Annotated in this window: 25 protein-coding genes; 21 read left to right on the plus strand and 4 right to left on the minus strand. The window is 77.9% G+C overall.

The features are described 5' to 3' along the window. Positions 1-185: 185 nt before the first annotated feature. The 15 genes from ACI781_RS02935 (at position 186) to ACI781_RS03005 (ending at position 14942) form a co-directional block, all read left to right on the plus strand. On the plus strand, positions 186-1787 hold the full coding sequence (locus ACI781_RS02935; RefSeq protein ID WP_456564584.1) for an AMP-binding protein: 1602 nt from the start codon (positions 186-188) through the stop codon (positions 1785-1787). Then, positions 1780-2028 (plus strand): glutaredoxin family protein, encoded by a 249-nt coding sequence (locus ACI781_RS02940; RefSeq protein ID WP_456564585.1) that lies wholly within the window; start codon positions 1780-1782, stop codon positions 2026-2028. Before ACI781_RS02935 ends, ACI781_RS02940 begins: the two co-directional genes overlap by 8 nt. Before the next feature lie 237 nt (positions 2029-2265). Continuing rightward, positions 2266-2973 (plus strand): redox-sensing transcriptional repressor Rex, encoded by a 708-nt coding sequence (locus tag ACI781_RS02945; RefSeq protein WP_456564586.1) that lies wholly within the window; start codon positions 2266-2268, stop codon positions 2971-2973. Then, a complete protein-coding gene (locus tag ACI781_RS02950; protein ID WP_456564587.1) occupies positions 2970-4358 on the plus strand; it encodes a glutamyl-tRNA reductase in 1389 nt (462 codons plus the stop codon). The genes ACI781_RS02945 and ACI781_RS02950 overlap by 4 nt, the downstream gene beginning before the upstream one ends. Continuing rightward, positions 4355-5305, plus strand: coding sequence for a hydroxymethylbilane synthase (gene hemC, locus ACI781_RS02955; RefSeq protein ID WP_456564588.1), 951 nt, complete (start codon positions 4355-4357; stop codon positions 5303-5305). The genes ACI781_RS02950 and hemC overlap by 4 nt, the downstream gene beginning before the upstream one ends. 79 nt (positions 5306-5384) lie before the next feature. Beyond that, positions 5385-6926, plus strand: a complete 1542-nt coding sequence (locus ACI781_RS02960) for a uroporphyrinogen-III synthase (protein WP_456564589.1) — start codon at positions 5385-5387, stop codon at positions 6924-6926. Then, positions 6923-7915: a porphobilinogen synthase gene (gene hemB / locus ACI781_RS02965; protein ID WP_456564590.1), complete on the plus strand. Its 993-nt coding sequence runs from the start codon at positions 6923-6925 to the stop codon at positions 7913-7915. The genes ACI781_RS02960 and hemB overlap by 4 nt, the downstream gene beginning before the upstream one ends. Positions 7916-7934: 19 nt before the next feature. Continuing rightward, positions 7935-8477, plus strand: a complete 543-nt coding sequence (locus ACI781_RS02970) for a hypothetical protein (RefSeq protein ID WP_456564591.1) — start codon at positions 7935-7937, stop codon at positions 8475-8477. Further along, entirely contained in the window at positions 8474-9853 is a 1380-nt protein-coding gene (hemL, locus tag ACI781_RS02975; RefSeq protein ID WP_456564592.1) for a glutamate-1-semialdehyde 2,1-aminomutase, read from the plus strand. Before ACI781_RS02970 ends, hemL begins: the two co-directional genes overlap by 4 nt. A gap of 1 nt (position 9854) precedes the next feature. Then, the gene (locus ACI781_RS02980) at positions 9855-10502 is read left to right on the plus strand and encodes a histidine phosphatase family protein (protein WP_456564593.1); all 648 of its coding nucleotides are present in this window, start codon (positions 9855-9857) and stop codon (positions 10500-10502) included. Next, the gene (locus tag ACI781_RS02985; RefSeq protein WP_456564594.1) at positions 10499-11080 is read left to right on the plus strand and encodes a TlpA family protein disulfide reductase; all 582 of its coding nucleotides are present in this window, start codon (positions 10499-10501) and stop codon (positions 11078-11080) included. The genes ACI781_RS02980 and ACI781_RS02985 overlap by 4 nt, the downstream gene beginning before the upstream one ends. A gap of 1 nt (position 11081) precedes the next feature. After that, entirely contained in the window at positions 11082-11918 is an 837-nt protein-coding gene (locus ACI781_RS02990) for a cytochrome c biogenesis CcdA family protein (RefSeq protein WP_456564595.1), read from the plus strand. Continuing rightward, complete coding sequence (gene resB, locus ACI781_RS02995) at positions 11915-13558, plus strand: cytochrome c biogenesis protein ResB (RefSeq protein ID WP_456564596.1); 1644 nt, start codon at positions 11915-11917, stop codon at positions 13556-13558. The genes ACI781_RS02990 and resB overlap by 4 nt, the downstream gene beginning before the upstream one ends. After that, complete coding sequence (gene ccsB / locus ACI781_RS03000; protein WP_456564597.1) at positions 13555-14520, plus strand: c-type cytochrome biogenesis protein CcsB; 966 nt, start codon at positions 13555-13557, stop codon at positions 14518-14520. Before resB ends, ccsB begins: the two co-directional genes overlap by 4 nt. A 131-nt stretch (positions 14521-14651) precedes the next feature. Further along, the gene (locus ACI781_RS03005) at positions 14652-14942 is read left to right on the plus strand and encodes a hypothetical protein (RefSeq protein ID WP_456564598.1); all 291 of its coding nucleotides are present in this window, start codon (positions 14652-14654) and stop codon (positions 14940-14942) included. 79 nt (positions 14943-15021) lie between these two features. Here ACI781_RS03005 and ACI781_RS03010 read toward each other — a convergent pair whose 3' ends face one another. Beyond that, positions 15022-15237, minus strand: a complete 216-nt coding sequence (locus ACI781_RS03010; protein WP_456564599.1) for a hypothetical protein — start codon at positions 15235-15237, stop codon at positions 15022-15024. A gap of 104 nt (positions 15238-15341) precedes the next feature. Here ACI781_RS03010 and ACI781_RS03015 point away from each other — a divergent pair, with 104 nt between their 5' ends. Both ACI781_RS03015 and ACI781_RS03020 read left to right on the plus strand, forming a co-directional pair. Continuing rightward, positions 15342-15779 carry an Lrp/AsnC family transcriptional regulator gene (locus tag ACI781_RS03015; protein WP_456564739.1) on the plus strand — a complete coding sequence of 146 codons (438 nt, stop codon included), beginning with the start codon at positions 15342-15344 and terminating at the stop codon, positions 15777-15779. Then, positions 15772-16179 carry a DUF4229 domain-containing protein gene (locus ACI781_RS03020; RefSeq protein WP_456564600.1) on the plus strand — a complete coding sequence of 136 codons (408 nt, stop codon included), beginning with the start codon at positions 15772-15774 and terminating at the stop codon, positions 16177-16179. The genes ACI781_RS03015 and ACI781_RS03020 overlap by 8 nt, the downstream gene beginning before the upstream one ends. A gap of 57 nt (positions 16180-16236) precedes the next feature. Here ACI781_RS03020 and ACI781_RS03025 read toward each other — a convergent pair whose 3' ends face one another. The 3 genes from ACI781_RS03025 to ACI781_RS03035 form a co-directional block, all read right to left on the minus strand. Beyond that, positions 16237-17106 carry a 1,4-dihydroxy-2-naphthoate polyprenyltransferase gene (locus ACI781_RS03025; RefSeq protein WP_456564601.1) on the minus strand — a complete coding sequence of 290 codons (870 nt, stop codon included), beginning with the start codon at positions 17104-17106 and terminating at the stop codon, positions 16237-16239. Then, positions 17106-18236 (minus strand): o-succinylbenzoate--CoA ligase, encoded by a 1131-nt coding sequence (menE, locus tag ACI781_RS03030; protein ID WP_456564602.1) that lies wholly within the window; start codon positions 18234-18236, stop codon positions 17106-17108. Before menE ends, ACI781_RS03025 begins: the two co-directional genes overlap by 1 nt. A gap of 71 nt (positions 18237-18307) precedes the next feature. After that, on the minus strand, positions 18308-18874 hold the full coding sequence (locus ACI781_RS03035) for a hypothetical protein (protein ID WP_456564603.1): 567 nt from the start codon (positions 18872-18874) through the stop codon (positions 18308-18310). Between the two features lie 80 nt (positions 18875-18954). Here ACI781_RS03035 and ACI781_RS03040 point away from each other — a divergent pair, with 80 nt between their 5' ends. The 4 genes from ACI781_RS03040 (at position 18955) to ACI781_RS03055 (ending at position 25103) form a co-directional block, all read left to right on the plus strand. Next, complete coding sequence (locus ACI781_RS03040) at positions 18955-19905, plus strand: o-succinylbenzoate synthase (protein ID WP_456564604.1); 951 nt, start codon at positions 18955-18957, stop codon at positions 19903-19905. Further along, positions 19902-21599 (plus strand): 2-succinyl-5-enolpyruvyl-6-hydroxy-3-cyclohexene-1-carboxylic-acid synthase, encoded by a 1698-nt coding sequence (gene menD / locus ACI781_RS03045; protein ID WP_456564605.1) that lies wholly within the window; start codon positions 19902-19904, stop codon positions 21597-21599. The genes ACI781_RS03040 and menD overlap by 4 nt, the downstream gene beginning before the upstream one ends. 109 nt (positions 21600-21708) lie before the next feature. After that, positions 21709-23325 (plus strand): ABC transporter transmembrane domain-containing protein, encoded by a 1617-nt coding sequence (locus ACI781_RS03050; RefSeq protein WP_456564740.1) that lies wholly within the window; start codon positions 21709-21711, stop codon positions 23323-23325. Beyond that, positions 23322-25103 carry an ABC transporter ATP-binding protein gene (locus tag ACI781_RS03055; protein WP_456564606.1) on the plus strand — a complete coding sequence of 594 codons (1782 nt, stop codon included), beginning with the start codon at positions 23322-23324 and terminating at the stop codon, positions 25101-25103. Before ACI781_RS03050 ends, ACI781_RS03055 begins: the two co-directional genes overlap by 4 nt. Positions 25104-25153 lie beyond the last annotated feature (50 nt).

Below are 25153 nucleotides of genomic sequence, written 5' to 3' on the forward strand. Positions count from 1 at the left end.
TCGTCGCCCCGCAGGCCCGGGACCGGCTCGTTCGCGCGGCACCCGCCGGGGCGCGTGCTGCGCTGCTCGTCCCATGGTGACAACATCGCGACAACATCGCGACAGCCCGTCCACGCCACCCGGCGAGCGCCCCGCCCGGCCTGCGCGGGAGTGGGACCGCCGCCAGCCGCCGGAGGAGATGCCGAGTGTCCGGAGCCCCGCCCTCGCTCGCCGCGCTGGTCCGGGACGCGGCCCGCCGGGGCCCGGATGCGCCCGCGGTCGTGGCGGGGGACACCCGGTTGACGTGGGCGGAGCTGGACGCGCTGGTCGACCGGGCGGCCGCCGGGTACGCCGAGCGTGGCCTCGGGCCGGGGGAGCGGGTCGCGGTCCAGCTGCCCAACGGCGTCGACTGGCTGCGGGCGACGCTCGGCGCGCTGCGCGCCGGCCTGGTCGTCGTGCCGGTGAACACCGCCTACACCGACGCCGAGCTCAAGCACGTCCTCACCGACTCCGGCGCCGCTCTGCTGGTGGCCCGGGGGGAGCGGGCGCCGGTCGCCGGGGTGGCGGTCTGCCCGGGGCCGCCCGAGGGGGACGGCGCCCCGCCCGAGGTCGCGCCCGAGCCCGACCGGCCGGCCTTCCTCGCCTACACCAGCGGCACCTCGGGGCGCCCGCGCGGGGCGATCCTGAGCACCGCCGCGCTGCGGGCCAACCAGGAGCAGTGCCTGGCGGTGCAGCCGCCGCCGGTGCGACCCGACGACCGGGTGCTGCTGGTCCTGCCGCTGTTCCACGTCTACGGCCTCAACGCCGGCTTCGGGCTGGTCGCCGCGACCGGCGCGTGCGCCGTGCTGATGGAGTCCTTCGACCCGCGCGCGGCCCTGGCGCTCATGGCCGCCGAGGAGGTCACGGCCGTCCCCGGGGCGCCGCCGATGTACCAGGCCTGGCTGGCCGCGGCCGACGCCGCCGGCAGCGACGCGGACCTGCGGCGCGCCTTCGCCGCGGTGCGGATCGCCTCCTCGGGTGCGGCGCCGCTGCCCGAGGAGACCTGGCGGGCGATGCGGGAGCGGGCCGCGGTCACCGTGCACGAGGGGTACGGCCTCACCGAGGCGTGCCCCGTGGTCGCCAGCACCCTGGCCACCGGCCGCCCCAAGCCGGCCTGCATCGGGGGCCCGCTGCCCGGGCTCGAGGTCCAGCTGCGCGACACCGCCACCCGCGCCACCGCCACGCACGACACCGTCCAGGACACGGTGACCCGCGACGACGCCGACGGGGCCGCCGGGGAGGTCGCCGACGAGGGCCCCGGCGAGATCTGGGTACGTGGCGCGAACCTCTTCTCCGGCTACTGGCCCGACGGCGCCGACGGTCCGGGTGCCGACGGCTGGCTGGCCACCGGCGACCTGGCCTACCGCGACGCCGACGGCGACCTGCACCTCGTCGACCGCCGCAGCGACCTGGTGCTGGTCAGCGGGTTCAACGTCTACCCGGCCGAGGTGGAGCGGGTGCTCGACGGGCACCCGGCGGTGCGGGAGAGCGCGGTCATCGGCGTGCCGGACGGCCGCACCGGTGAGGCCGTCCGCGCGGTCGTCGTCCTGGAGCCGGGGGCGGACCTCGAGCTGGCCGAGCTGCAGGCCCACGCCGCGCGGTCGCTGGCGCGGTACAAGGTGCCGACGTCGGTGTACTTCCTGCCCGCGCTGCCGCACTCGCTGACCGGCAAGGTCAGCCGCGCGCGGCTGCGCGAGCTCGGGCTGACCCGCGCCCCGGAGGACGAGGTGCCCGAGGTGGCGCCGGCGGGGACGCCCGGCGATGCCTGACGCCGGCCGGCTGCAGCTGCTCACCCGGGAGGGCTGCCACCTCTGCCGGACCGCCGCGGGCACCCTCGCGCCGCTCGCCGCCCAGGCCGGGCTCGCCGTGACGGAGGTGGACGTCGACGCGGACCCGCAGCTACAGGCGGAGTTCGGCGACCGGGTGCCGGTGGTGCTGCTCGACGGGCGGGAGCACTCCTACTTCACCGTGGACGTCCCCCGGCTGCGCCGCGACCTCGGGCTCGGCTGAGCCCCCCGCGCGGGGAGGGGGCACGGGGGGGTCCGTCCGCCGTCCGGGTATGGTCCTCACCACAACCGCGGACATCCACGCTGGCAGCCGGGCAGGCGCCCCGCCGGCGACTTTGTTCCTGCGTTCACAAGCGGTTAACGTGGGCTCTGCCGGGCGGCCTCCCGCCCGGTCCCCGATGTCGTCGTCCCCCCGGCAGCCGCCGGCCGGACGGCGCGCCCGCTGTGGAGTCAGTTCCCCGTGAACCCGTCGAGGCCCCGGATCCCGGAGGCCACCGTGGCCCGCCTGGCCGTGTACCTCCGGGTGCTCACCGGGCTCGCCGACGACGGGCGGGCCAGCGTCTCCTCCGGCGAGCTGGCCGGCGCCGCCGGGGTGAACCCCGCGGGCCTGCGCAAGGACCTGTCGCACCTGGGCCCCTGCGGGGTGCGCGGGGTGGGCTACGACGTGCCGGGGCTGCGCGACCGCATCGCCCGCGTGCTCGGCGTCGAGCGCTCCCGCGCCTGCGTGCTGGTCGGCCTGGGCAACCTGGGCTCGGCGCTGGCCGACTACGCGGGCTTCGGGAGCCGGGGGTTCGAGTTCGTCGGGCTGTTCGACAGCTCCCCGGACCGGATCGGGCAGGAGATCGGCGGCCGGCGGGTGCGCCCGGTGGCCGAGCTGGACGAGGTGGTCGCCGCGACGCGGGCGACGATCGGGGTCATCGCGACACCGGCCGAGGTGGCCCAGTCGGTCTGCGACCGGCTGACCGCGGCCGGGGTGAGGAGCATCTTGAACTTCGCGCCGGTCACGCTGGCCGCGCCGGCGGGCGTCGACGTCCGCCAGGTCGACCTCTCCGTCGAGCTGCAGGTGCTCGCCTTCCTCGACACCCACCGGGACGCCGCGGACGACGCCCCCCTCCCCGTGCTCGGGGGCATGTCGCTCGGCGGCGTGGCGGTCGGGGGCCTGTCGTGAGCCTCCTCGCCGTCGGCATCAGCCACCAGACCGCGCCGGTCTCGCTGCTCGAGCAGTTCGCGATGGGCACCGACGACACCGTCAAGGCGCTGCACGAGCTCGTCGGCACCGACCACGTCAGCGAGGCCATGGTGCTGGCCACGTGCAACCGGGTCGAGGTGTTCGCCGAGGTCGACCGCTTCCACGGCGGCGTCACCGAGGTGAGCCGGGTGCTGGCCCGCCAGGCCGGCGCGACCGTCGAGGAGCTCTCGCCCTACGTCACGGTCCACTACGAGGACCAGGCCGTCGCCCACCTGTTCACCGTCGCCGCCGGGCTGGACTCGATGGTCGTGGGCGAGACGCAGGTCCTCGGCCAGCTGCGCAACGCCTACGCCCTGGCCCGCGAGCAGGGCACGGTCGGGCGCGCGCTGCACCCGGTGGCCCAGCACGCGCTGCGCGTCGGCAAGCGGGTGCACTCCGAGACCGGCATCGACAAGGCCGGGGCCTCGCTGGTGTCGGTGTCGCTGGACCACGCCGAGCAGCGGATCGGCCCGCTGGCCGGCCGTCCCGTCCTGGTCGTCGGGGCCGGGTCGATGGGCGCCCTGGCCGCCGCCACGCTGTCGCGCCGCGGGGCCCTGGTCACCGTGGCCAGCCGGACGGCGGAGTCCGCGGCCCGCCTGGCGGCCGCCGTCGACGGTGCCACCGCCGAGCTCGCCGACCTCCCGGCCGCCATCGCCGGCGCCGACCTCCTGGTGACCTGCACCGGCGCCACCGGGCTCGTCGTCGGCACCGACGCGGTGACGAGCGCCATGCGGTCGCGCCCGGACCGCCCCCTCGCCGTCGTCGACCTGGCGCTGCCCCGCGACGTCGACCCGGCCGTCGCCGCGCTGCCCGGCGTGCACGTCGTCGACCTCGCGCTGCTGCAGGGCGAGCGCAGCGCGCTGCTGCACGCCGAGGACGGCGACGCGCGGCCCGGCTCGCTGGCCGGCGCGGTCGCCCGCGACGACATCACCGCCGCGCACGCCCTGATCGAGGCCGAGACCGCGCTGCTGCGCGCCGAGCGGCAGGCGGCGGCGGTCGCGCCGACGGTGTCGGCGCTGCGCAGCCAGGCCGCCGAGGTCGTCGACGCGGAGCTGCTGCGGCTGTCGACCCGGCTGCCCGACCTCGATGCCCGCGCCCGCGCGGAGATCGCCCGGACCGTGCGCCGCGTGGTCGACAAGCTGCTGCACGAGCCCACTGTGCGGGTCAAGGAGCTGGCCAGCGCGCCGGGCGGCGTCGACTACGCCGACGCCCTGCGGGCGCTGTTCGGGCTCGGCATCGACGCCGACGTCCCGACCGGCGGCGGCCGGCTGGCCGACGCCGTCACCGTCGACCCCGACGAGCTGCGCACCGGAGGTGCCTCGTGACCGCCGCCCCGGCCGTGCGCACGCTGCGGCTCGGCACCCGCGCCAGCCAACTGGCCACCACCCAGTCGCAGGCGGTCGCCGACGCGATCACCGCGGCCACCGGCGTGCCCGTGGAGCTGGTGCACATCAGCACCGAGGGCGACCGTTCCTCGGCCGCGATCGCCCAGCTGGGCGGCACCGGCGTGTTCGTCACCGCGATCCGCCGGGCGCTGCTCGAGGGCACCGTCGACGTCGCCGTGCACAGCTACAAGGACCTGCCCACCGCCCCCGAGCCGGGGCTGGCGCTGGCCGCCGTCCCGCCGCGGGAGGACCCGCGCGACGCGCTCGTCGCCCGCGACGGCGCCACCCTCGGCGAGCTGCCCGCCGGCTCCCGCGTCGGCACCGGCGCCCCCCGCCGGGTCGCCCAGATCCGGGCCCTGGGCCTGGGGCTGGAGGTCGTGCCGATCCGCGGCAACGTCGACACCCGGATGGCGCGGGTGGCGCCGGGGGACCTGGACGCCGTCGTCCTCGCCCGCGCCGGGCTGACCCGCCTGGGCCGGCTGGACGCCGTCACCGAGACCCTCGACCCGCTGCAGGTGCTGCCGGCGCCCGCCCAGGGCGCCCTGGCCGTGGAGTGCCGGGCCGACGACGAGGCGACCCGCGCGGTGCTCGCCGAGCTCGACGACCCGGCCACGCGGGCCTGCGTGCTGGCCGAGCGGACGACGCTCGCCGCGCTCGAGGCCGGCTGCAGCGCGCCCGTGGCCGCCTACGCCGAGCTGGCCGAGGGGGAGGACGGCGACGAGCTGTTCCTCCGCGCCTCGGTGACCGCTCTCGACGGCAGCGACTCCGTCCGCGGCTCGGTCACCGGCCCGGCCGGCGACGCCGAGCGGCTGGGCCGCGAGCTCGCCGCCGACCTGCTCGACCGCGGTGCCGCCGAGCTCATGGCGGCCTCGCGAGTCACCCCCTGACCCCCTCCACCCCCGGGCCCCGCGGCCCGGGACCCGGACCCAGCACACGCCCTACGACGGGCCAGAACAGGAGCACGCGATGACGCGCTTCCGCAAGCAGAGCGGCGGGGCGGCCGGCACGGTCGTCTTCGTCGGCGCCGGCCCGGGCGACCCCGGGATGCTCACCGCACGGGCCACCGCGGCGCTGACCGAGGCCGACGTCCTCGTGGTCGACGCCGGGGTGGCCCCCGCGGTGACCGCCGCCGTGCGGGACCTCCGGCCCGACCTCGAGCCGACGACCGCCACCGGCGAGCCCGACGAGGTGGCCAAGGCCGCCGTCGCCGCGGCGAAGAAGGGCGACGCCGTCGTCCGGCTCGTCGCCGGTGACCCCTTCACCAGCGACGCGGTGGTCAAGGAGGTGCTCGCCGTCGGCCGCACCTCGGTGGGCTTCGACGTCGTCCCCGGCGTCGCTCCCGCCACCGCCGTGCCGGCGTTCGCCGGCGTCGCCCTCGGGGGCACCACCCTCACCGGCGAGCTGCGCGGGACCGCCGACCTGACCGCCCTCGCCTCGGCGGCGCAGGGCCTGGGCGCGCCGCTGGTGCTCACCGGGGACGCCGCCGACCTCCCCGACGCCGCGGCGCGGCTGGTGGAGGGCGGCCTGCCCGGCGGCACCGCCGTCGTCGTCACCACCGCCGGCTCGACCACCGACCAGAAGAGCGTCGTGGCCAGGCTCGCCGACGTCGCCGAGAAGACCGCCGGTCTGGACGCGCTCACCGGCGCGGTCGTGGCCACGGTGGGCAGCGTCGTGGACAAGCGCGGCAAGCTCTCCTGGTGGGAGAGCCGGCCGCTGTTCGGCTGGCGGGTGCTGGTGCCGCGCACCAAGGACCAGGCCGGGGACATGAGCGAGCGGCTGCGGGCCTACGGTGCGGTGCCGGTCGAGGTGCCGACCATCGCCGTCGAGCCGCCGCGCAGCCCCGCCCAGATGGACCGCGCCATCAAGGGCCTGGTGACCGGCCGCTACGGCTGGATCGTGTTCACCTCGGTGAACGCGGTGAAGGCGGTGCGCGAGAAGTTCGCCGAGCTCGGCCTGGACGCCCGCGCGTTCGCCGGCGTGAAGGTCGCCTGCGTCGGCGAGCAGACCGCCGACGCGGTGCGCGCGTTCGGCATCGTGCCGGAGCTGCTGCCCTCGGGCGAGCAGTCCAGCGAGGGCCTGCTGGCCGACTTCCCCGAGTACGACGACGTCCTGGACCCGATCGACCGGGTGCTGCTGCCCCGCGCCGACATCGCGACCGAGACCCTCGCCGCCGGGCTCAAGGAGCGCGGCTGGGAGATCGACGACGTCACCGCCTACCGGACCGTCCGGGCGGCCCCGCCGCCGGCCGCGGTCCGCGAGGCGATCAAGGGCGGCGGCTTCGACGCGGTGTGCTTCACCTCGTCCAGCACGGTGCGCAACCTGGTCGGCATCGCCGGCAAGCCGCACGCCAAGACCGTCGTCGCGGTGATCGGCCCGCAGACCGCCGCCACCGCGCAGGAGTTCGGCCTGCGGGTCGACGTCCAGCCGGAGACGGCGGCTGTGGCGCCGCTGGTCGACGCCCTGGCCGCCTTCGCCGAGGCGCGCCGGGCGGAGGGCGAGGGCCGGTGAGCGCCGGCGCGGACCCGGGCTTCGCGCGCGGGCGCCGGCTGCGGTCGACGGCGGCGCTGCGGCGGCTGACCGCGCAGACGCGGCTGTCGCCGGCCGACCTCGTGCTGCCGGTGTTCGTCAAGGAGGGCCTCACCGAGCCGCAGCCGATCAGCTCCATGCCCGGCGTCGTCCAGCACACGCAGGACTCGCTGCGCAAGGCCGCGCACGAGGCGGCGGAGGCGGGCGTCAGCGGCCTGATCCTGTTCGGCATCCCGGCCGACAAGGACCCGGTGGGCTCCCAGGCCGACGCCGCCGACGGCGTGGTCAACGTGGCCCTGCAGCAGCTGCGCGCGGACCTCGGCGACGAGCTGGTGCTCATGGCCGACCTGTGCCTGTGCGAGTACACCGACCACGGCCACTGCGGCGTCGTCACCCCCGCCGGGGTCGTCGACAACGACCCGACGCTGGACCGGTACGCCGCCGTGGCGCTGGCCCAGGCGCAGGCCGGCGCCCACCTCATCGCGCCCAGCGGGATGATGGACGGCCAGGTCGCGGCGATCCGCCGCTCGTTGGACGGCGGCGGCTTCGCCGAGCTGCCGGTGCTGGCCTACGCGGCCAAGTACGCGTCGTGCTTCTACGGCCCGTTCCGCGAGGCCGCCGAGGGCGCCCCGCAGTTCGGCGACCGCTCGACCTACCAGATGGACCCGCCCAACGCCGACGAGGCGCTGCGCGAGGTCGCGCAGGACCTCGCCGAGGGCGCCGACGCGGTCATGGTGAAGCCGGCGCTGGCCTACCTGGACGTCATCGCCCGGGTCGCCGACGAGGTGCGGGTGCCGGTGAGCGCCTACCAGGTCAGCGGCGAGTACGCGATGGTCGAGGCGGCCGCCGCCAACGGCTGGGTGGACCGGGACCGGGCCATCCTGGAGACGCTGACCGCGATCCGCCGGGCCGGCGCCTCCTCGGTGCTCACCTACTGGGCGGTCGAGGCCGCCCGCCTGCTGCGCCGCTGACCCGGGGCGGCCCGCGCCGGTGGAGGTCTACGTCGAGGCCGGGGGCTCCTGGCGACCGTTCTGGGCGGTCGCCGGGGCCCTCGGCGTGCTCCTCGTAGGGGACCTGGTGCTCCCCGGGCCGGGCCTGTCGCCGCTGGTGTGGGCGCTGGTCCCGGTCGCGGTGCTCGGCGTCGTCGCCGCCGGCGTGCTGTCGGCGCGCCGGGTGTGGAGCGTCCGCGTGGGCGCCGACGACGGCGGGGACGGTGGCGTGCTCTCCGTCGGCCGCGAGCGGGTGCCGCTGACCGACGTCGACACCGCCCACCTGCGGGCGGTCCGCGAGGGCCGGGCAGGGGTGGACGCCGGCGCGCCCGTGCTCGGGGGCGGCGGGACGCTGCCCCGTGGCCGCACCGGCCTGCCGCTGCGGCTCGCCGGCGGCCGCACGGTCCTGGTGCCCACCCGGGACCCGGCGGCGCTCACCCGCGCCGTGCTGTCGTCCGCCCCGGCTGCCGGGACGGCGGCGCCGCAGGGTGAGACGGAGGCCGCATCCGGCCTGCCAGGTGGAGAGGGGACACTGGGCTCGTGACCTCGCTGGACAGCCTGCCCTACTCCTACGAGGCGCCGGTCTCCGCCGAGCTGTTCGCCCGCGGCCAGCAGGTGACGCCGGGCGGCGTGAACAGCCCGGTGCGCGCCTTCCGCGCCGTCGGGGGCACCCCGCGCTTCATGGCCTCGGGCGCCGGCCCGTACCTGACCGACGCCGACGGCCGCCGCTACGTCGACCTCGTGGCCTCCTGGGGGCCGCTGCTCCTCGGCCACGCGCACCCGGCCGTCGTGGGGGCGGTCACCGAGGCCGCGCGCCGCGGGACGTCGTTCGGCGCGCCGACCGAGGGCGAGCTCGACCTCGCCGAGGAGATCGCCGCCCGGATGCCGCCGGTGCAGCGGGTGCGGCTGGTCAACTCGGGCACCGAGGCGGTGCTGTCGGCGATCCGGCTGGCCCGCGGCGCCACCGGCCGCCCGCTGGTGGTCAAGTTCGCCGGCTGCTACCACGGGCACGTCGACGCGCTGCTGGCCGCGGCCGGCTCCGGGGTGGCCACCCTCGGGCTGCCCGACACCCCCGGCGTGACCACCGGCGCCGCGGCCGACACGGTGGTGCTGCCCTACAACGACGTGGCCGCGGTCGAGGCCGTCTTCGCCGAGCGCGGCGCCGACATCGCCTGCGTGGTCAGCGAGGCCGCGCCGGGCAACATGGGCGTCGTCCCGCCGCTGGACGGCTTCAACGCCGAGCTGCGCCGGATCACCGCCGCGCACGGCGCGCTGCTGGTGCTCGACGAGGTCATGACCGGGTTCCGGGTCTCCCGCTCGGGCTGGTACGGCCTGGACCCGGTCGACGCCGACCTGTTCACCTTCGGCAAGGTCATGGGCGGTGGCCTGCCGGCCGCGGCGTTCGGCGGCCGCGCGGACCTCATGGACCACCTCGCGCCGTCCGGCCCCGTCTACCAGGCCGGCACGCTGTCGGGGAACCCCGTCGCGGTCGCCGCCGGGCTCACCACGCTGCGGCTGTGCACCGACGAGGTCTACGCCCGCTGCGACGAGGTGGCCGCGACCCTGCGCGGGGCGACCAGCGCCGCGCTGTTCGCCGCCGGCGTCCCGCACCGGGTGCAGCAGGCCGGCTCGATGTTCTCGGTCTTCTTCGTGCCCGACGAGCGGCAGGTCCGCGACTTCGACGACGCGCGCAGCCAGGAGACCTTCCGCTACACCGCGTTCTTCCACGCCCTGCTCGCCCGGGGCGTCTACCTGCCGCCGTCGGCGTTCGAGTCGTGGTTCGTCAGTGCCGCGCTCGACGACGCCGCCGTCGAGCAGGTCCTCGACGCGCTGCCGGCCGCCGCCCGGGCCGCGGCCGAGGCCTCCCCGGAGGACGCGCCGCGGGCGACCGGCCAGGACCCCACCGAGGTGAGCACCTGACATGGCGGAGACCACCGTCGTCCACCTGCTGCGCCACGGCGAGGTGTACAACCCCGAGAAGGTGCTCTACGGGCGGCTCCCCGGCTACCGGCTGTCCGGCGCCGGCGAGGAGATGGCCCGCAGCGCCGCGCGCTGGTTCGGCGGGGTCGCCGCCGACCCGCCGGTGACGTACCTGGTGGCCAGCCCGCTGGAGCGCGCCCAGCAGACCGCGGCCCCCATCGCCGAGGCCCTCTCCCTGCCGATCGCCACCGACGACCGGCTGATCGAGGCCGCCAGCCTGTTCGAGGGCGAGCGCGTCGCCGCCGGCGACGGCGCCCTGCGCGACCCCCGGCACTGGTGGAAGCTGCGCAACCCGCTGCGGCCGTCCTGGGGCGAGCCCTACGTGGAGATCGCCGCCCGGATGATGCGCGCGGTCGAGGCGGCCCGTGACGCCGCCCGCGGCTCGGCGGCGGTGTGCGTCAGCCACCAGCTGCCCATCTGGACGGTCCGGCTGCACCTGGAGGGGCGCCGCTACCTGCACGACCCGCGGCGCCGGCAGTGCGCGCTGGCCAGCGTCACCTCGGTCACCTACGAGGGCGACCGGTTCGCCGGCGTCACCTACGCCGAGCCCGCGGGCGCCACCGACCCCGACGCGGTGCCGGGCGCATGAGGCGACGACTCCTGCCCGCGGTGCTGGGCGCGGCGCTGCTGCTGGCCGGCTGCTCGACCGGCGAGGGCTCGGCCGTCGACGTCAACAACGGCGGCGAGTTCCGGTTCGAGGCCGGCACCCCCTCCGGCGAGGTCATCGGCGAGAGCGAGCGGGCCAGCGCGCCGGAGTTCCGCGGCACGCTCCTCGACGGCGGCGACTTCGACTCCACCGAGCTGTCCGGGGACATCGCCGTCCTCAACTTCTGGGGGTCCTGGTGCCCGCCCTGCCGGGTGGAGACGCCGGAGTTCCAGGAGGTCTACGCCGAGGTGCGGGACCGGGGCGTGCAGTTCGTCGGGCTGAACGTCAAGGAGACCGACCAGCAGTTCGCGCAGGCGTTCGTCGACAGCTTCGGGATCGAGTTCCCGTCGCTGTACGACCCGCGCGGGGAGGTGGCGCTGGCCTTCCGGGACTACCCGGCCAACGCCATCCCCTCCACGATCGTCCTCGACCGCCAGTACCGGGTCGCCGCCGTCTACACGGCCCAGATCTCCCAGGACGACCTCCGGGCCGTCCTCGACCGGCTGCTCCAGGAGGGCTGAGGTGGGGGACGTCTTCCGCGACCTGGTCACCGACGGCCCGCTGCTCGTCGCCGCCGGGGTGGCGGCGCTGGTCGGCCTGATCAGCTTCGCCTCGCCCTGCGTGCTGCCGCTGGTCCCGGGCTACCTGTCCTACGTGGCCGGGCTCGCCGGCGCCGGGCGCCCGGCGAGCGCCGGGACCCCCGACGGGACCACCGCCGGCACGGCCGCGGGAGGCGGCACGGCCACCGCCACGGTCGCCGACCAGCGCGCCGGGCGCCGGCAGATGGTGCTGGGCGCGGTCCTCTTCGTCCTCGGCTTCACCGCCGTCTTCGTCGCCCTCGGCACCGCCGCCGGCTCGCTGGGCCGCCTCCTGCTGGTGCACTCCGACGTCATCACCCGCGTCATGGGCGTGGTCGTCATCCTGATCGGGCTGGGCTTCCTCGGCTGGATCCCGCTGCTGCAGCGCACCAAGCGGCTGACGCTGCGGCCGACCACCGGACTCCTCGGCGCGCCGCTGCTGGGCGTGGTGTTCGGCCTGGGCTGGACCCCGTGCCTCGGGCCCACGCTCGGCGCCGTCCTGAGCCTGGCCTACAGCGAGGGCACCGCCGGCCGCGGCGCGTTCCTGTCCGTCGCCTACTGCCTCGGGCTGGGCGTGCCGTTCGTGCTCGTCGCGCTCGGCGCCCGCTGGGCGCTGGGGGCGACGACGTTCCTGCGCCGGCACGCGCGCGCCGTGACCCGCGTCGGCGGCGCGCTGCTGGTGCTCGTCGGGCTGCTGCTGGTCACCGGCGCCTGGACCGAGATGATGCAGTGGCTGCGCTCCTGGCTGGCCACGAGCGGCCTCGGGGAGTCCGCGCTGTGAGCATCGAGGCCCCGCCGCGTCCCCCGGAGGCCCCGGTCCCCCCGGCCCGGCCGTCGGCCGGGCGCCGGGCGTGGGGCGTGTGGCTGCGCTGGTGGCGCCGGCTCACCGCGATGCGGACGGCGATCATCCTGCTGTTCCTGCTCGCGCTGGCGGCCATCCCCGGCTCGCTGCTGCCCCAGCGGTCGCTGTCGCAGACCAACGTCGCCCGCTACTTCGCCGAGCACCCGGCGCTCGCCCCCGTGCTGGACCGCTTCTACCTCTTCGACGTCTTCAGCTCGCCGTGGTTCGCCGCGGTCTACCTGCTGCTGTTCGTCTCCCTGGTCGGCTGCGTGCTGCCCCGCGCCGCGGAGCACTTCCGCGCCCTGCGCACGCCCCCGCCGCCGGCGCCGCGCAACCTGCTGCGGTTGCCGGACTTCGGCCGGCTGGACACCCCGCTGGAGCCCGCGGCCGCCCTCGACACGGTCGAGGAGGAGCTGCGGGTGCGCCGCTTCCGCGTCGTGCGCCGCGACGGGCGGGGCGGGCCGGAGCTGTCGGCGGAGAAGGGCTACCTCAAGGAGGCGGGCAACCTCGTCTTCCACCTCTCCCTGGTCGGGCTGCTCCTGGCGCTGGCCGGCGGGAAGCTCTGGGGCTACGAGGGCAGCATCCTGGTCACCGAGGGCGACGGCTTCTGCAACACCTTCCAGCAGTACGACACGTACTCGGCCGGCCCGCTGGTGGACGGCGGCGACCTCAGCCCGCTGTGCGTGGACCTCGAGGACTTCCGCGCCGAGTACGAGCCGGACCTGACCGCGTCGTCCTTCACCGCCGACGTCACCTACGGCGCACCCGGCCGGGAGGGCGCCCCGGAGACCATCGGGGTCAACGACCCGCTGCGCACCGACGGCGACCGCGTCTACCTGACCGGCCACGGTTACGCGCCCCGGTTCACCGTCACGACCCCCGGCGGTCGGACCTTCGAGGGCGTCCCGGCCCCGTTCCTGCCCACCAACCAGTCGACGATGGCCAGCGAGGGCGCGGCCAAGTTCCCCGACCTCGGGGCCGACGCCGACTCCCAGCTGGCCGTCCAGGGCTTCTTCGCGCCCACCGGGGTGGTCCGCAACGGGATCCTCACCAGCATCGACCCGCGGCCGCTGGAGCCGCGGGTGGCGATCATCGCGTACCAGGGCTATCTCGGCCTCGACAGCGGCCGGCCGCAGTCGGTGTACGCGCTGGACACCGAGCAGATCGACCGCGGGGCGCTGACCGAGAGCGGCCGGGCCAACCTCGCCCTCGGCGAGACGCTGACCCTCCCGGACGGCACCGCCATCACGTTCAGCGGCTACAGCCAGTTCGCCGCCCTGCAGCTGTCCCACGACCCCGGCCAGGTGTGGGTCCTGGTGGCCGCGATCGCCGTCCTGGTCGGGCTGCTCGGCATGCTCCTGCTGCGCCGCGAGCGCGTCTTCGCCCGCGTCGCCCCCGCCGCGGAGGGCGGCGGTACCGTCCTGACCGTCGGCTCGCTGACGCGGGGCGGCGGCGAGGGCGGCGAGCGGTTCACCGCGCTGACCGACGACCTGCGGGCCGCGCTGGCCGCCCGCGTCCCCGCACGACCGACCCCGCCGGCCGGCGGGGCGACCCCGGATCCGGAGGCCCCCACCCCGTGACCGTCGACCAGTCCCTGGACGACCTCTCCACCGTCCTGTTCTCCGTCACCGTCGGCCTGTACTCGCTGGCCGTCATCGCCTTCTGCGCGCAGCTGGCCTTCGGCCGGCGGGCCGCTCCCGCGCGCGAGCTGGTCGGGGCCGGCGCGCCGGTGCCGCCGCCGGCGCCCGACGCGGCACCCGCGGCCGAGCCCGCCGGGGTGCGCCGCTACGGCGTCGTCGCGATGACGCTGACGCTGCTCGGCGTGCTCACCCACGCCGGGGTCCTGGTCTTCCGCGGCCTGGCCACCGACCGGCTGCCGTGGGGCAACATGTACGAGTTCGCCACCGCGGTGGTGCTCGTCGGCGTCGCCTCCTACGCGGTGCTCGCCCTGCGGCGCCCGGCGCTGCGCCACCTCGGGGTGTTCGTGCTCGGGCCGGCCGTGATCGCGATGGTGGCGATCGGCCTGTTCCTCTACGTGGAGGGCGGCCCGCTGGTCGCCGCGCTGCGGTCGAGCTGGCTGGCCGTGCACGTGTCGACGGCGATCCTCGGCTTCGGCATCTTCTTCGTCAGCGGCATCGCCAGCGTGATGTACCTGCTGCGGGTCCGCCACGACGGCCGGGTCACCGCGGGCACCGCCGAGCGGGGCGGCCTGCTGGACCGGCTGCCCTCGGCCGCCGCCATCGACCGGGTGGCCCACCGCACCGCCGTCTTCGGGTTCCCGATCTGGACCTTCGCCGTCATCGCCGGCGCGATCTGGGCCGAGAGCGCGTGGGGCCGGTTCTGGGGCTGGGACCCGAAGGAGACGTGGGCGTTCATCGCGTGGGTGGTCTACGCCGCCTACCTGCACGCGCGGACGACGGCGGGCTGGCGCGGCCGCCCCGCCGCGTGGGTGAACGTCGTCGGGCTGGGCGTGATGATCTTCAACCTGCTCTACGTGAACATGGTGTCCACCGGCCTGCACAGCTACGCCGGCGTCTCCTGACCCGCGGGTGTCCCGTCGGGCACCGCATCGTCACTCCGGGTGACCCGGACCCCGGTCGGGGGAGCCGTGGGTGACGCGCGCACCCTCGCCGTGCTGGGATGACGTCATGGACAGCTGCGGCGGTGGTCACCGTGGGTAGGCACGCGGCGGCCGCGGGGTCGGGAGTCGACCCCGTGGTGGCGGCGGCGCTGGCCCGGCACGCCCCGGGGGCCGGCCCCCGGCACGCGAGCGCCGGGGGAGAGCGCGGGAGCGCGCCGGTCGGCTGGCCCGGCCGGCAGGAGGACGACGCGCCGGCCGGGGCGCCGGTGGGCTGGCCCGGGTCCGCCTCGGACAGCCCCGCGCCGGCGGCGGAGCCGGCTCCGGAGTCGGAGCCCGAGCGGCCGCGGGGCTGGCGGCGGCTGTTCGGCGTCCGCGCCGCCTGAACGGGCCCCCGCCCCGGCGGGCCGCTCCGCGCGGGAGGGGCCGGGGGACCGGGTCGTCCGGCCCCGGCGGGCGTGCGGGTCAGGCCGGCGAGCCGTCGTCCCGGCGGGTGCGGCGCTCGAGCTCGCGCAGGAACTCGGGGTCGTCGTCGGGCGCGAGCGGGCGGGCGGCCCGCGGCGGACGCGGACGGCGCACCGGGCGCGGCGCACCCGCGCCCGCACCGCCGGACCGCTCCGCGGCGCGCAGGACGAGCACGACCACGGCGATCGCCACCACCAGGAACACCAGGAACACCACGCGGCGCCACCTCTCCGTCTCCCCCCGTACGGACAACAGTACGTCCGCGGCGATACTCGGGGGCGGCTCCGGAGCGTCCGGGGCCGATCCGGACGGAGGACGTCATCGACGCCGTCGACCGCAGGCTGATCGAGCTGCTGCAGGCCAACGGGCGCGCGAGCTACGCGGAGCTGGCGCGCCAGGTCGGGCTGTCCGCGCCCGCGGTGCACGAGCGGGTCGGCAAGCTGGAGACGGCGGGCGTCATCACCGGCTACCGGGCGGTCGTGGACCCGACGGCGGTGGGGCTCGACGTCACGGCGCTGATCGGCGTGATCGAGAGCGACTCCGTCGACGAGACCGGCGTGGAGGCGGCGCTGGCGACGATGCCCGAGGTGGAGGACTGCTGGCGAGTCGCCGGCAGCGAGGGCTACGTGCTGAAGGTCCGCGTGACCGACATCCCGGCACTCGAGGCCGCCATCAGCGCGTTGAACCGGATCAGAGGAGTCGCACGCACCCGCACGACGGTGGTGCTCTCGACCAAGTGGGAGGGCCGGCATGGCTGACGCGACGGACCCGGCGACGCCGGGGAGCGGTACCCCCGAACCCGCCGCGGCGAGCGCTCCCGCCGACCTGGCACCGGCCCCCGCCGCGACGGCGGGGGCCCCCGGCGCCCCGACGGGCGGCCCGGCCACGCCGCCGCGGGTCGGCCCGCCGCTGGTGCTCTACACGCTCGGCCGGCTGCTCATCACGGTCGCCCTCGTGGCCGCCATCTGGGTCGCCGGGTTGCCCGGGTTCCCGGCGCTGCTGTTCGGCCTGCTGCTGTCGATGCCCGCCTCCCACCTGCTGCTGCGCGGCGTCCGGGACCGGCTGACCGAGGCGCTCGCCGCCCGCAGCGTCGCCCGCCGGGCCGCCAGGGAGGAGCTGCGCGCCCGCCTGTCGGGCGCGGACCCCGAGGACGCCTGACCCCCGGGCCCGGCGCCCGCGTCCCGGGCCACCGGGTCGGGATGGTCGCCGGGTGCGTCAGCTGAGGGCGAGGCCGGCGGCGAGCAGCACCCCGGTGGCCAGCGTGAGCAGCCCGGTGGCCTGCAGGCCCGCGATCAGCGCCGGTCCGCGCGCCCCGGAGAGCACCAGCCGGGTCGGCGGGACCGCCAGCGGCGCGGCCAGCAGCGCGAGCAGCGCCCAGGGCCGGGCCACCCCGATCGCGACGACCACGGCGAAGGCGGCGACCAGCAGCCCGGCGTAGGCCAGCCGGGTGCCCCGCTCGCCGAGCAGCACCGCGAGCGTCCGCTTGCCGACGGCGGCGTCCCCGGCGATGTCGCGCAGGTTGTTGACCACCAGCAGGGCCACCGACAGCAGGCCGACCGGTACCGACGCCGCGAGCGCCAGCCCCTCGACCTCGCGGGTCTGGGCGAAGGTCGTCCCGGTGACGGCGACCAGGCCGAAGAAGACGAAGACGAACACCTCGCCCAGCGCCCGGTAGCCGTAGGGCAGCGGGCCGCCGGTGTAGGTCCAGGCCGCCACGATGCAGACCGCGCCGACGGCGACCAGCCACCAGCTCGACAGCGCCGCCAGTGCGAGGCCGGCGACCGCCGCGACGGCGAACGCGGCGAGCGCGGCTACCAGCACCTGCCGCGGCGTGGCCGCGCCGGAGCCGACCAGCCGCATCGGGCCGACCCGGTCGGCGTCGGTGCCGCGGCGCCCGTCGGAGTAGTCGTTGGCGTAGTTGACCGCGACCTGCAGGGCGAGCGCGACCAGCAGCGCCAGCAGTGCGGGGACGGGGCGGAAGCCGTCGAGGGCGGCCGCGGCGCCGGTGCCGACGAGGACGGGGGCGACGGCGGCGGGCAGCGTCCGGGGACGCGCCCCGGCCACCCACTGGGCGGGTGTGGCCATCAGGCGGGTCCTCCGGTCAGGGACGCGGCCACGCCGCGGCGGTCGGGCTTGCCGGTGTGCAGCGTCGGGACGGCGGGGATGCGGTGCAGCTCGCGGGGGGCGGCCGGCGCCCCGAGCCGCTCGGCCACCCACGGCCGCAGCGCGTCCAGGCCGGGGTCGGCGCCCGGGGCCGGCACGACGGCGGCCACGACCCGCTGCCCCCACTCGGGGTCGGGCCGGCCGAACACCACGGCGTCGGCGACCGACGGGTGCTCGCGCAGCACGCCCTCGACCGCCTGCGGCGCCACGTTCACCCCGCCGGTGACGACGACGTCGTCCAGCCGGCCGTGCACGGTGAGCACGCCGCCGGCGAGCGTTCCGGCGTCCCGGGTGCGGAACCAGCCGCCGGCGAACGCCTCGGCCGTGGCGGCGGGGTCCGCGCGGTAGCCCCGGGCCAGCACGGGCCCGGCGAGGCGGACGCCGCCGTCGTCGACGGCCACGGAGACGCCGTCGAGCGGGACGCCGTCGTAGACGCAGCCGCCGGCGGTCTCGGTCATCCCGTAGGTGGTGACCACCGGGACCCCGGCCGCGCGGGCGCGGTCCAGCAGCGCCGGGTCGGTCGCGGCCCCGCCGACGAGGACGGCGTCGAGGCCGCGCAGCGCGTCCGGCTCCGCGTCGAGGGAGCGGCGCAGCTGGGTGGGGACCAGCGAGGCGTAGCGGCGGCCGGCGGGCATCCGTCCGACCGCCGCGGCCAGCGGCTCGCCGCGGTGCAGCACGGTCGGGGCGGTGCCGGCCAGCAGCGAGCGGCACAGCACCTGCAGCCCGGCGATCGCAGACACCGGCAGCGCGAGCAGCCAGCCGCCGGGACCGCCCAGCCGGTCGTGGGTGGCGGTGCCCGACGCGTGCAGCGCGGCGGCCGGCAGCAGGACGGCGCGGCCGCTGCCGGTCGACCCGGAGGTGACGACGACGAGGTCGGCGTCCTCCTCCAGCGGCTCCCCGGGGTGCAGGACGGCGCGGGCGGCCTCGACCGCGGCCGGCGGACCGGCGGGCAGCACCGCCAGCGGGGCCCGGCCGGCCAGGCAGGCGCGCAGCGGGTCGAGCAGCGCGAGGGGGTCCGCCGGCGCCGGCACGAGGGTCAGCTGCCGGGCCACGGGACGCCAGGCTACCGGTGCCGTGACACGCGACCGCCCGGCTCCGGCGCTCCGCCGGCCGCCGGCCGGGGTCAGGCGAAGCGGGGCTGGCGCTCCCGCGGCCGGGCGGGGACGACGTCGAGGCGCCGGTCGCGGACCAGCGCCTCGATCGCCGCCCGCTCGGCGCCGATGCCGGCGAAGTGCGGGTCGACGTCGCTCGCGACGACCCACCGGTGGTCGGCCGGCCAGGTGAACGCCGGCGGCGGCAGCGCCTCGTCGACCGCGAGTGCCCGCAGGTCGGGGAGTCCCCCGCGGAAGAGCGCGTAGTCCCGGTGGAGGGTGCCGACCGTCGGCTCCTCCCTCCCGCCGGGCGGCAGGGCGGACCCGGTCCACCAGCAGCAGAAGAGCTCCTCCGGGGTGCCGGTCCACCCGCACAGGACCTCGATAGCCGCCACGCACCGACGCAGGTCCGACGGGAGCTCCGGGTCGCGGGGGACGTCGCCCTCCCGCTCGCCGGGACGCGTCGGGTCGGGGACGTAGCGGAGCCGGGCCGACGCCTCGAAGCAGTCGGGCCCGAACTCGATCAGCTGCCAGTACCCGGTCGTCGACTGCGCGATCCAGGCTGCCGGCGCGGCATCGCCCAGCTGCTCGAGGCTCATCGGGGCCGCCGTCCTCCTCGGGTCCCGCGGTCGGCCGCCGCCGCGGGGGTGGCGTCGGTCGCGCTGACTATCCTCCGGGTGTGGCGGACGCGGCGGGGCTCGACGCCGTGCACGTCTACTCGGTGCCGATGCGCACCCGCTTCCGCGGCATCGACGTCCGCGACGGGGTGCTCGTGCACGGCCCGGCCGGGTGGGGCGAGTTCAGCCCGTTCTGGGACTACGACGACGCCGAGAGCCGCCGCTGGTGGGCCGCCGCCCGGGAGGCCGCCGTCGAGGGCTGGCCGGCGCCGGTGCGCGCCACCGTGCCGGTCAACGTCACCGTGCCCGCCGTCGACCCGGAGCGGGCGCACGCGATCGTCGCCGCCTCCGGTTGCGCCACGGCGAAGGTCAAGGTCGCCGAGCCCGGCCAGAGCGCGGCCGAGGACCTCGCCCGGGTGGCGGCCGTGCGCGACGCGCTCGGCCCCGCGGGCGCCGTGCGGGTCGACGCCAACGCGGCCTGGGACGTCGACACGGCCGCGGTGCGCATCCGCGAGCTGGACGCCGCCGCCGGTGGGCTGGAGTACGTCGAGCAGCCGTGCGCCGCGCTGGCCGACCTGGCCGCGCTGCGCCGCCGGATCGACGTGCGGGTCGCCGTCGACGAGGGGGTGCGGCGCTCGGCCGACCCGCTGCGGGTCGACCTGCGCGAGGCCGCCGACGTCGTCGTCCTCAAGGTGCAGCCGCTGGGTGGCGTGCGGGCGGCCCTGCGGGTGGCCGAGGCGCACGGGCTGCCGTGCGTGGTCTCCTCGGCGCTGGAGAGCTCGGTCGGCATCGCCGCCGGAGTGGCGCTGGCCGCGGCCCTGCCCGAGCTGCCCTTCGCCTGCGGCCTGGCGACCGTGGCGCTGCTGACCGGCGACGTCACCGCGCAGCCGCTGCTGCCGGTGGACGGCGCGCTGCCGGTGCGCCCGGTCGTCCCCGACCGGCTGGCCGCGGTGACCGCGCCCGCCGACGTCGACGCGCGCTGGCGGGCCCGGCTGGCGGCGGTGACCACGTGAACCCGTCCACCGCGCTGGCCACCGTGCTGGTCGACGAGCTGCTCCGGGGCGGGGTGACCGACGCCGTCGTCGCGCCGGGGTCCCGCTCGGCGCCGGTCGCGCTGGCGCTGGCCGCCGCCGAGCGCGCCGGCCGGCTGGCGCTGCACGTGCGGGTCGACGAGCGGACGGCGGCCTTCCTGGCCCTCGGTCTGGCCAGGCGCTCGGGCCGGCCGGTCCCGGTGCTCACCACCTCCGGGACGGCGACCGCGCACCTGCACGCGGCCGTGCTGGAGGCCGACGCGAGCGGGGTGCCGCTGCTCGCGCTGACCGCCGACCGCCCGCCGGAGCTGCGCGCCACCGGCGCCAACCAGACGATCGACCAGCCGGGCCTCTACGGCGGCGCGGTGCGGTTCGCCGCGGACGTCGGGGTGCCCGAGGCCGGCCGCGAGGAGCCACAGAACCGGTACTGGCGGTCGCTGGTCGCCCGCGCGCTGCTCGTGGCCCGCGGCGTCGTCTCCGGCGACCCCGGCCCGGTGCACCTGAACGTGCCGTTCCGCGAGCCGCTGCTGCCCGGCGGTGGCACGCCCGCCGCCGACGGGCCCTGGGCCGGCCGCGCCGACGGTGGCCCGTGGACCGCGGGGGAGCCGGGGACCCCCGGCCCGGCGCCGCTGGCGGCCGGCCCGGCGCGCACCGTCGTCGTCGCCGGGGACGCCCCGGCGGACCTCGGCCGGGCCGCCGCGGAGCTCGCCTGCCGGCAGGGCTGGCCCGTCGTCGCCGAGCCGAGCAGCGGCGCCTGGGGCGCGGGCGTCCGCGGCGGCGCGCTGCTGCTCGGCGACGCCGGCTGGCTGGCCGCGCACCGGCCCGAGCGGGTGGTCGTGGTCGGCCGGCCGACCCTGTCGCGCCCGGTGTCGGCGCTGCTGGCCGACCCCGCGGTCCGGGTCGAGGTCGTGCCGGCCGGGCCGCGGTGGGCCGACGCCGGCCGCAACGCCGCCGCCGTCGGCGGGCTGCCGCCCGCGGGGGGCCCCGTCGACACCGGCTGGGCCGCGGCCTGGTCGGCGGCGGCCGCGCGGATCGGCGCGGCCACCGACGCGGTGCTCGACGGCGAGCCCGGCACCGCCGCGCGGCTCGCCCGCGACGTGCTCGCCGCGGCGCCCGCCGGCGGGCTGGTCGTGCTCGGCTCCTCCACCCCCGTCCGCGACGCGGACCGGCTGGCCGTGCCGCGCGGTGACCTGACCGTGCTCGCCAACCGGGGGGTGGCCGGCATCGACGGCACGATCTCCACCGCGGTGGGCGCGGCCCTGGCGCACGGCGGGCCGGCCGTCGCCGTGATGGGGGACCTCACGTTCCTGCACGACCTGACCGGTCTGCTGCTCGGCGCCGGCGAGCCCGCGCCCGACCTCACCGTCGTGGTGCCGGACAACGACGGCGGCGGGATCTTCGCCCAGCTCGAGCCGGGACGGCCGGAGTACGCGGGCGACTACGACCGGGTCTTCGGCACCCCGCACGGCCGCGACCTGGTCGCCGTCGCGCGGTCCCTGGGCTGGGCGGCCGAGACGGTCGCGTCCCCGGCGGAGCTGGCGGCCGCGCTCGCCCGCGGCGGCCCCCGGGTCGTCGTCGTCCGCACCGACCAGCGCGCGGAGGCCGAGCTGGCCGTCCGGCTGCGCGACGCGGCCGCGGCGGCCCTGCGGGACCGACCCGCGTACGACGCAGGTTAGGGTGCCCTGACCTGATCGACCGGCTGCCGGAGGAGGAGCCCTGCCTCCGACGGCGTCCACCCTGCTGCGGCGCGCGCTGCGCCGCCACCCCCGCCGCCTGGCCGTGGCGATGGTGCTGCTGTCGCTGCACCAGGCCTGCGAGGCGCTGGTCCCGGTCGCGATCGGGCTGACGATCGACCGCGCCGTGGCCACCGGGGACGGGGTCGCGCTCGCCGTCGCCCTGGCCGGCACCGGCCTGCTGTTCGTCGTCCTCTCCCAGGCCTACCGGTTCGGCGCGCTGGCGGTCACCGCCGCCTGGTGGGAGGAGACCCACCTGCTGCGCGTCGAGCTCACCGAGCGGGTGCTGGACCCGCGCGGGCTGGCCGACCCGCCCGCCACCGGGGAGCTGCTGTCCACCGCCACCTCCGACACCGACCGGGTCGGGCGGGTGCTGGAGGCCGCGTCGCTGGTGGTGGCCGGCACGACCGCCGTCGTCGTCGCGGCCGTCTCGCTGCTGCTCGTGCACGTGCCCCTGGGCCTGGCGGTGCTGGCCGGCGCCCCGCTGCTGGTCGGCGTGCTGCAGCTGCTCGCGCCGCTGCTCACCCGCCGCACCGCCACCCAGCAGGCCGACGTCGCGCGCACCGCGGGGCTGGCCACCGACCTGGTGCAGGGCGTCCGCGCGCTGCGCGGGATCGGCGCCGAGGACGCCGGCACCGAGCGGTACCGGCGGACCAGCCGCACCGCGCTCGCCTCGACGCTGCGCGCCGCCCGCGCGGTCGGCGTCTACCGCGGCGTCACCACGCTGGGCAGCGGCCTGTTCCTCACCGCGGTCGCCGGAGCCGCCGGCGCGCTGGCCTTCGACGGCCAGCTCGGCATCGGCGACCTCGTCACCGTCGTGGGGCTCGCGCAGTTCCTCGCCGAGCCGATCGGCCTGCTCGGTTTCGCCGGCCAGAAGATCGCCGAGGCCCGGGCCTCGGCGGCCCGGGTCGCCGCGGTGCTCGGCCGGCCGGTGCTGACGGCCGGTGACGCCGGGCGCCGCCCGCCCGGGCACGGCCGGCTGGAGCTGCGCGAGGTCACCGCGGGCAGCCTGGCCGGGCTGTCGCTGACCGCCGGGGCCGGTGAGCTCGTCGGCGTCGTGGCGCCCGACCCGCGCGACGCCGAGGCGCTCGTCGCCGTCCTGGCCGGCCGGCTGCCCGACGCCGACGTCGGCGGGGCGGTGCTCGTCGACGGCGTCGACGTGCGCCACCTCGACCCGTCCGCCGCCCGCCGCGCGGTGCTGGTGGAGCCGCACGCCGTGGTGCTGTTCGAGGGGACCCTGCGGACGGCGGTCGACCCCGACGGCACCACCGCCGACGACCGCTTCCTGGCCGCGGTGCACGCCGCGGCCGCCGGCGACGTCCTCACCGGGCACCCCGACGGCGAGCGGCGCGCCGTGGCCGACCGCGGCCGCACCCTCTCCGGCGGCCAGCGCCAGCGGATCGCGCTGGCCCGCGCCCTGCTGCAGGACCCGCCGGTGCTCGTGCTGCACGACCCGACCACCGCCGTCGACGCCGTGACCGAGGAGGCGATCGCCGCCGGCGTCGCCGACCTGCGCGCCGGGCGCACCACGGTGCTGGTCACCAGCAGCCCGGCGCTGCTCGGCCGGTGCGCGCGGGTGCTGCTGGTCGACCGGGGCCGGGTGGCCGCCGAGGGGACGCACGCGGAGCTGTCGGCCGCCGGCGCGTACCGCGCGGCGGTGCTGCGGTGAGCACGGGACCGGTCGGCCCGGGAGCGGTCGGCACCGACGCGGCAGCGCCCGACCGGCTGCCCACGGCGACGGGACGGCGGGCGGCGCGCGTCGTCGGCCGCTACGCCCGCGAGCGCCCCGGCCTCGCGGTCACCGCCCTGCTGGTCAGCGTCGCCTCGGCCGCCGCCGGGCTCGTCGCCCCCGCGGTCCTGGGCCGCCTGGTGGACGCCGTGGGCGACGGCGGCGCGATCGGCGGCTTCCTGCTGGCGCTGGCCGGTGCCGCGGTGCTGACCGCGGTCCTGGCCGGTCTCTCGGCGGTGGCGATCAGCCGGCTGGGCGAGTCGGTGCTGGCGCGGCTGCGCGAGTCCGTCGTGGCCCGGGTGCTGCACCTGCACACGGCCACCCTCGACCGGGTGCGCCCCGGGGACCTGCTCTCCCGCGTGGGCGACGACGTCGCGCGGGTCAGCGAGTCGGTGACCACCGGGCTGCCCGAGGTCATCGGCGCGACGCTCGCCGTGCTGCTCACCCTGCTGGGCCTGGGCGCCCTCGACTGGCGGCTGGCGGTGGCCGGGCTGCTCGCGCTGCCGGCGTACGCGCTCGCGCTGCGCTGGTACCTGCCGCGGTCGGCGCCGGTGTACGCCCGCGAGCGGCTCGCCGTCGCCGACCGCGCCGACGCGCTGCTGGGCGCCGTCCACGGGGCCGACACCATCCGGGCCTACGCCCGCAGTGGTCCGCACGCCGCCGAGGTGGCCCGCCGGTCCGCGGTCGCCCGCGACGTCGGTGTCGGCGTCTTCCGGCTGTACACCGACTTCGGCTGGCGGATGAACCGGTCGGAGTTCCTGGGGCTGGCCGCCGTCCTCGCCGTCGGCTTCTGGCTGGTGCGCTCGGGGTCCGCGTCGGTCGGCGAGGTGACGACGGCGGCGCTGCTGTTCCACCGCCTGTTCGGGCCGCTGGGGATCCTGCTGTTCTCCTTCGACGAGGTGCAGGCCGCGGGCGCGGCGCTGGTGCGGCTCGTCGGCGTCGTCGACCTGCCCGACCCGGCGACGGTCCCGCAGCGCCCGCCCGCCGGCACCCGGCCGGCCGTGGAGCTGCGCGGGGTGGGGCACCGCTACGGCGACGGCCCGCCGGTGCTCGACGACGTCCACCTGCGGATCGCGCCGGGGGAGCGGGTGGCGCTCGTGGGCGCCAGCGGCGCGGGCAAGACGACCCTGGCCGCCGTGCTCGCCGGGGCCCTGGAGCCGGCCGCGGGCACCGTGCTCCTCGACGGGGTCCCCGCCGGCGAGCTGCCCGGCCGGGGGCTGCGCGACCGGGTGGCCCTGGTCAGCCAGGAGGTGCACGTGTTCGCCGGCACGCTGGCCGACGACGTCCGCCTGGCCCGCCCGGAGGCGAGCGACGCGGAGGTGGCCGCCGCCCTGGAGCGGGTCGGCGCGCGCTGGGTCACGGCCCTGCCCGAGGGGACGGCGACCCTCGTCGGCGAGGGCGGCACCACGCTCACCCCGGCGCAGGCCCAGCAGCTGGCCCTGGCGCGGCTGGTGCTCGCCGACCCGCCCGTGGCCGTGCTCGACGAGGCCACCGCGGAGGCGGGCAGCTCCGGGGCGCGGGACCTGGAGGAGGGCGCCTTCGCCGCCACCGCCGGGCGGACCACCCTCGTGGTGGCCCACCGGCTCACCCAGGCGGTGCGGGCCGACCGGGTCGTCGTCCTGGCGGCCGGGCGGGTCGTCGAGGAGGGCAGCCACGCCGACCTGGTCGCCGCGGGCGGCCGGTACGCGACGCTGTGGGCGGCCTGGCAGGGCCGCTGACGCGTGCTCCGCGTGCCGGTGGGTAGGGCACGACCGATCGGGTGTTCACG

Source organism: Blastococcus sp. SYSU D00695, assembly GCF_054050555.1.

What these genes read in the sequence shown, in the direction of transcription:
- ACI781_RS03035 (WP_456564603.1), bottom strand. Translation starts at nt 18,874, where the DNA reads ATGAGCCTCGAGCAGCTGGGCGATGCCGCGCCGGCAGCCTGGATCGCG.
- ACI781_RS03020 (WP_456564600.1), top strand. Translation starts at nt 15,772, where the DNA reads ATGGCTGACGCGACGGACCCGGCGACGCCGGGGAGCGGTACCCCCGAA.
- ACI781_RS03025 (WP_456564601.1), bottom strand. Translation starts at nt 17,106, where the DNA reads ATGGCCACACCCGCCCAGTGGGTGGCCGGGGCGCGTCCCCGGACGCTG.
- ACI781_RS02980 (WP_456564593.1), top strand. Translation starts at nt 9,855, where the DNA reads ATGGCGGAGACCACCGTCGTCCACCTGCTGCGCCACGGCGAGGTGTAC.
- ACI781_RS02940 (WP_456564585.1), top strand. Translation starts at nt 1,780, where the DNA reads ATGCCTGACGCCGGCCGGCTGCAGCTGCTCACCCGGGAGGGCTGCCAC.
- ACI781_RS02985 (WP_456564594.1), top strand. Translation starts at nt 10,499, where the DNA reads ATGAGGCGACGACTCCTGCCCGCGGTGCTGGGCGCGGCGCTGCTGCTG.
- ACI781_RS03050 (WP_456564740.1), top strand. Translation starts at nt 21,709, where the DNA reads ATGGTGCTGCTGTCGCTGCACCAGGCCTGCGAGGCGCTGGTCCCGGTC.
- ACI781_RS02960 (WP_456564589.1), top strand. Translation starts at nt 5,385, where the DNA reads ATGACGCGCTTCCGCAAGCAGAGCGGCGGGGCGGCCGGCACGGTCGTC.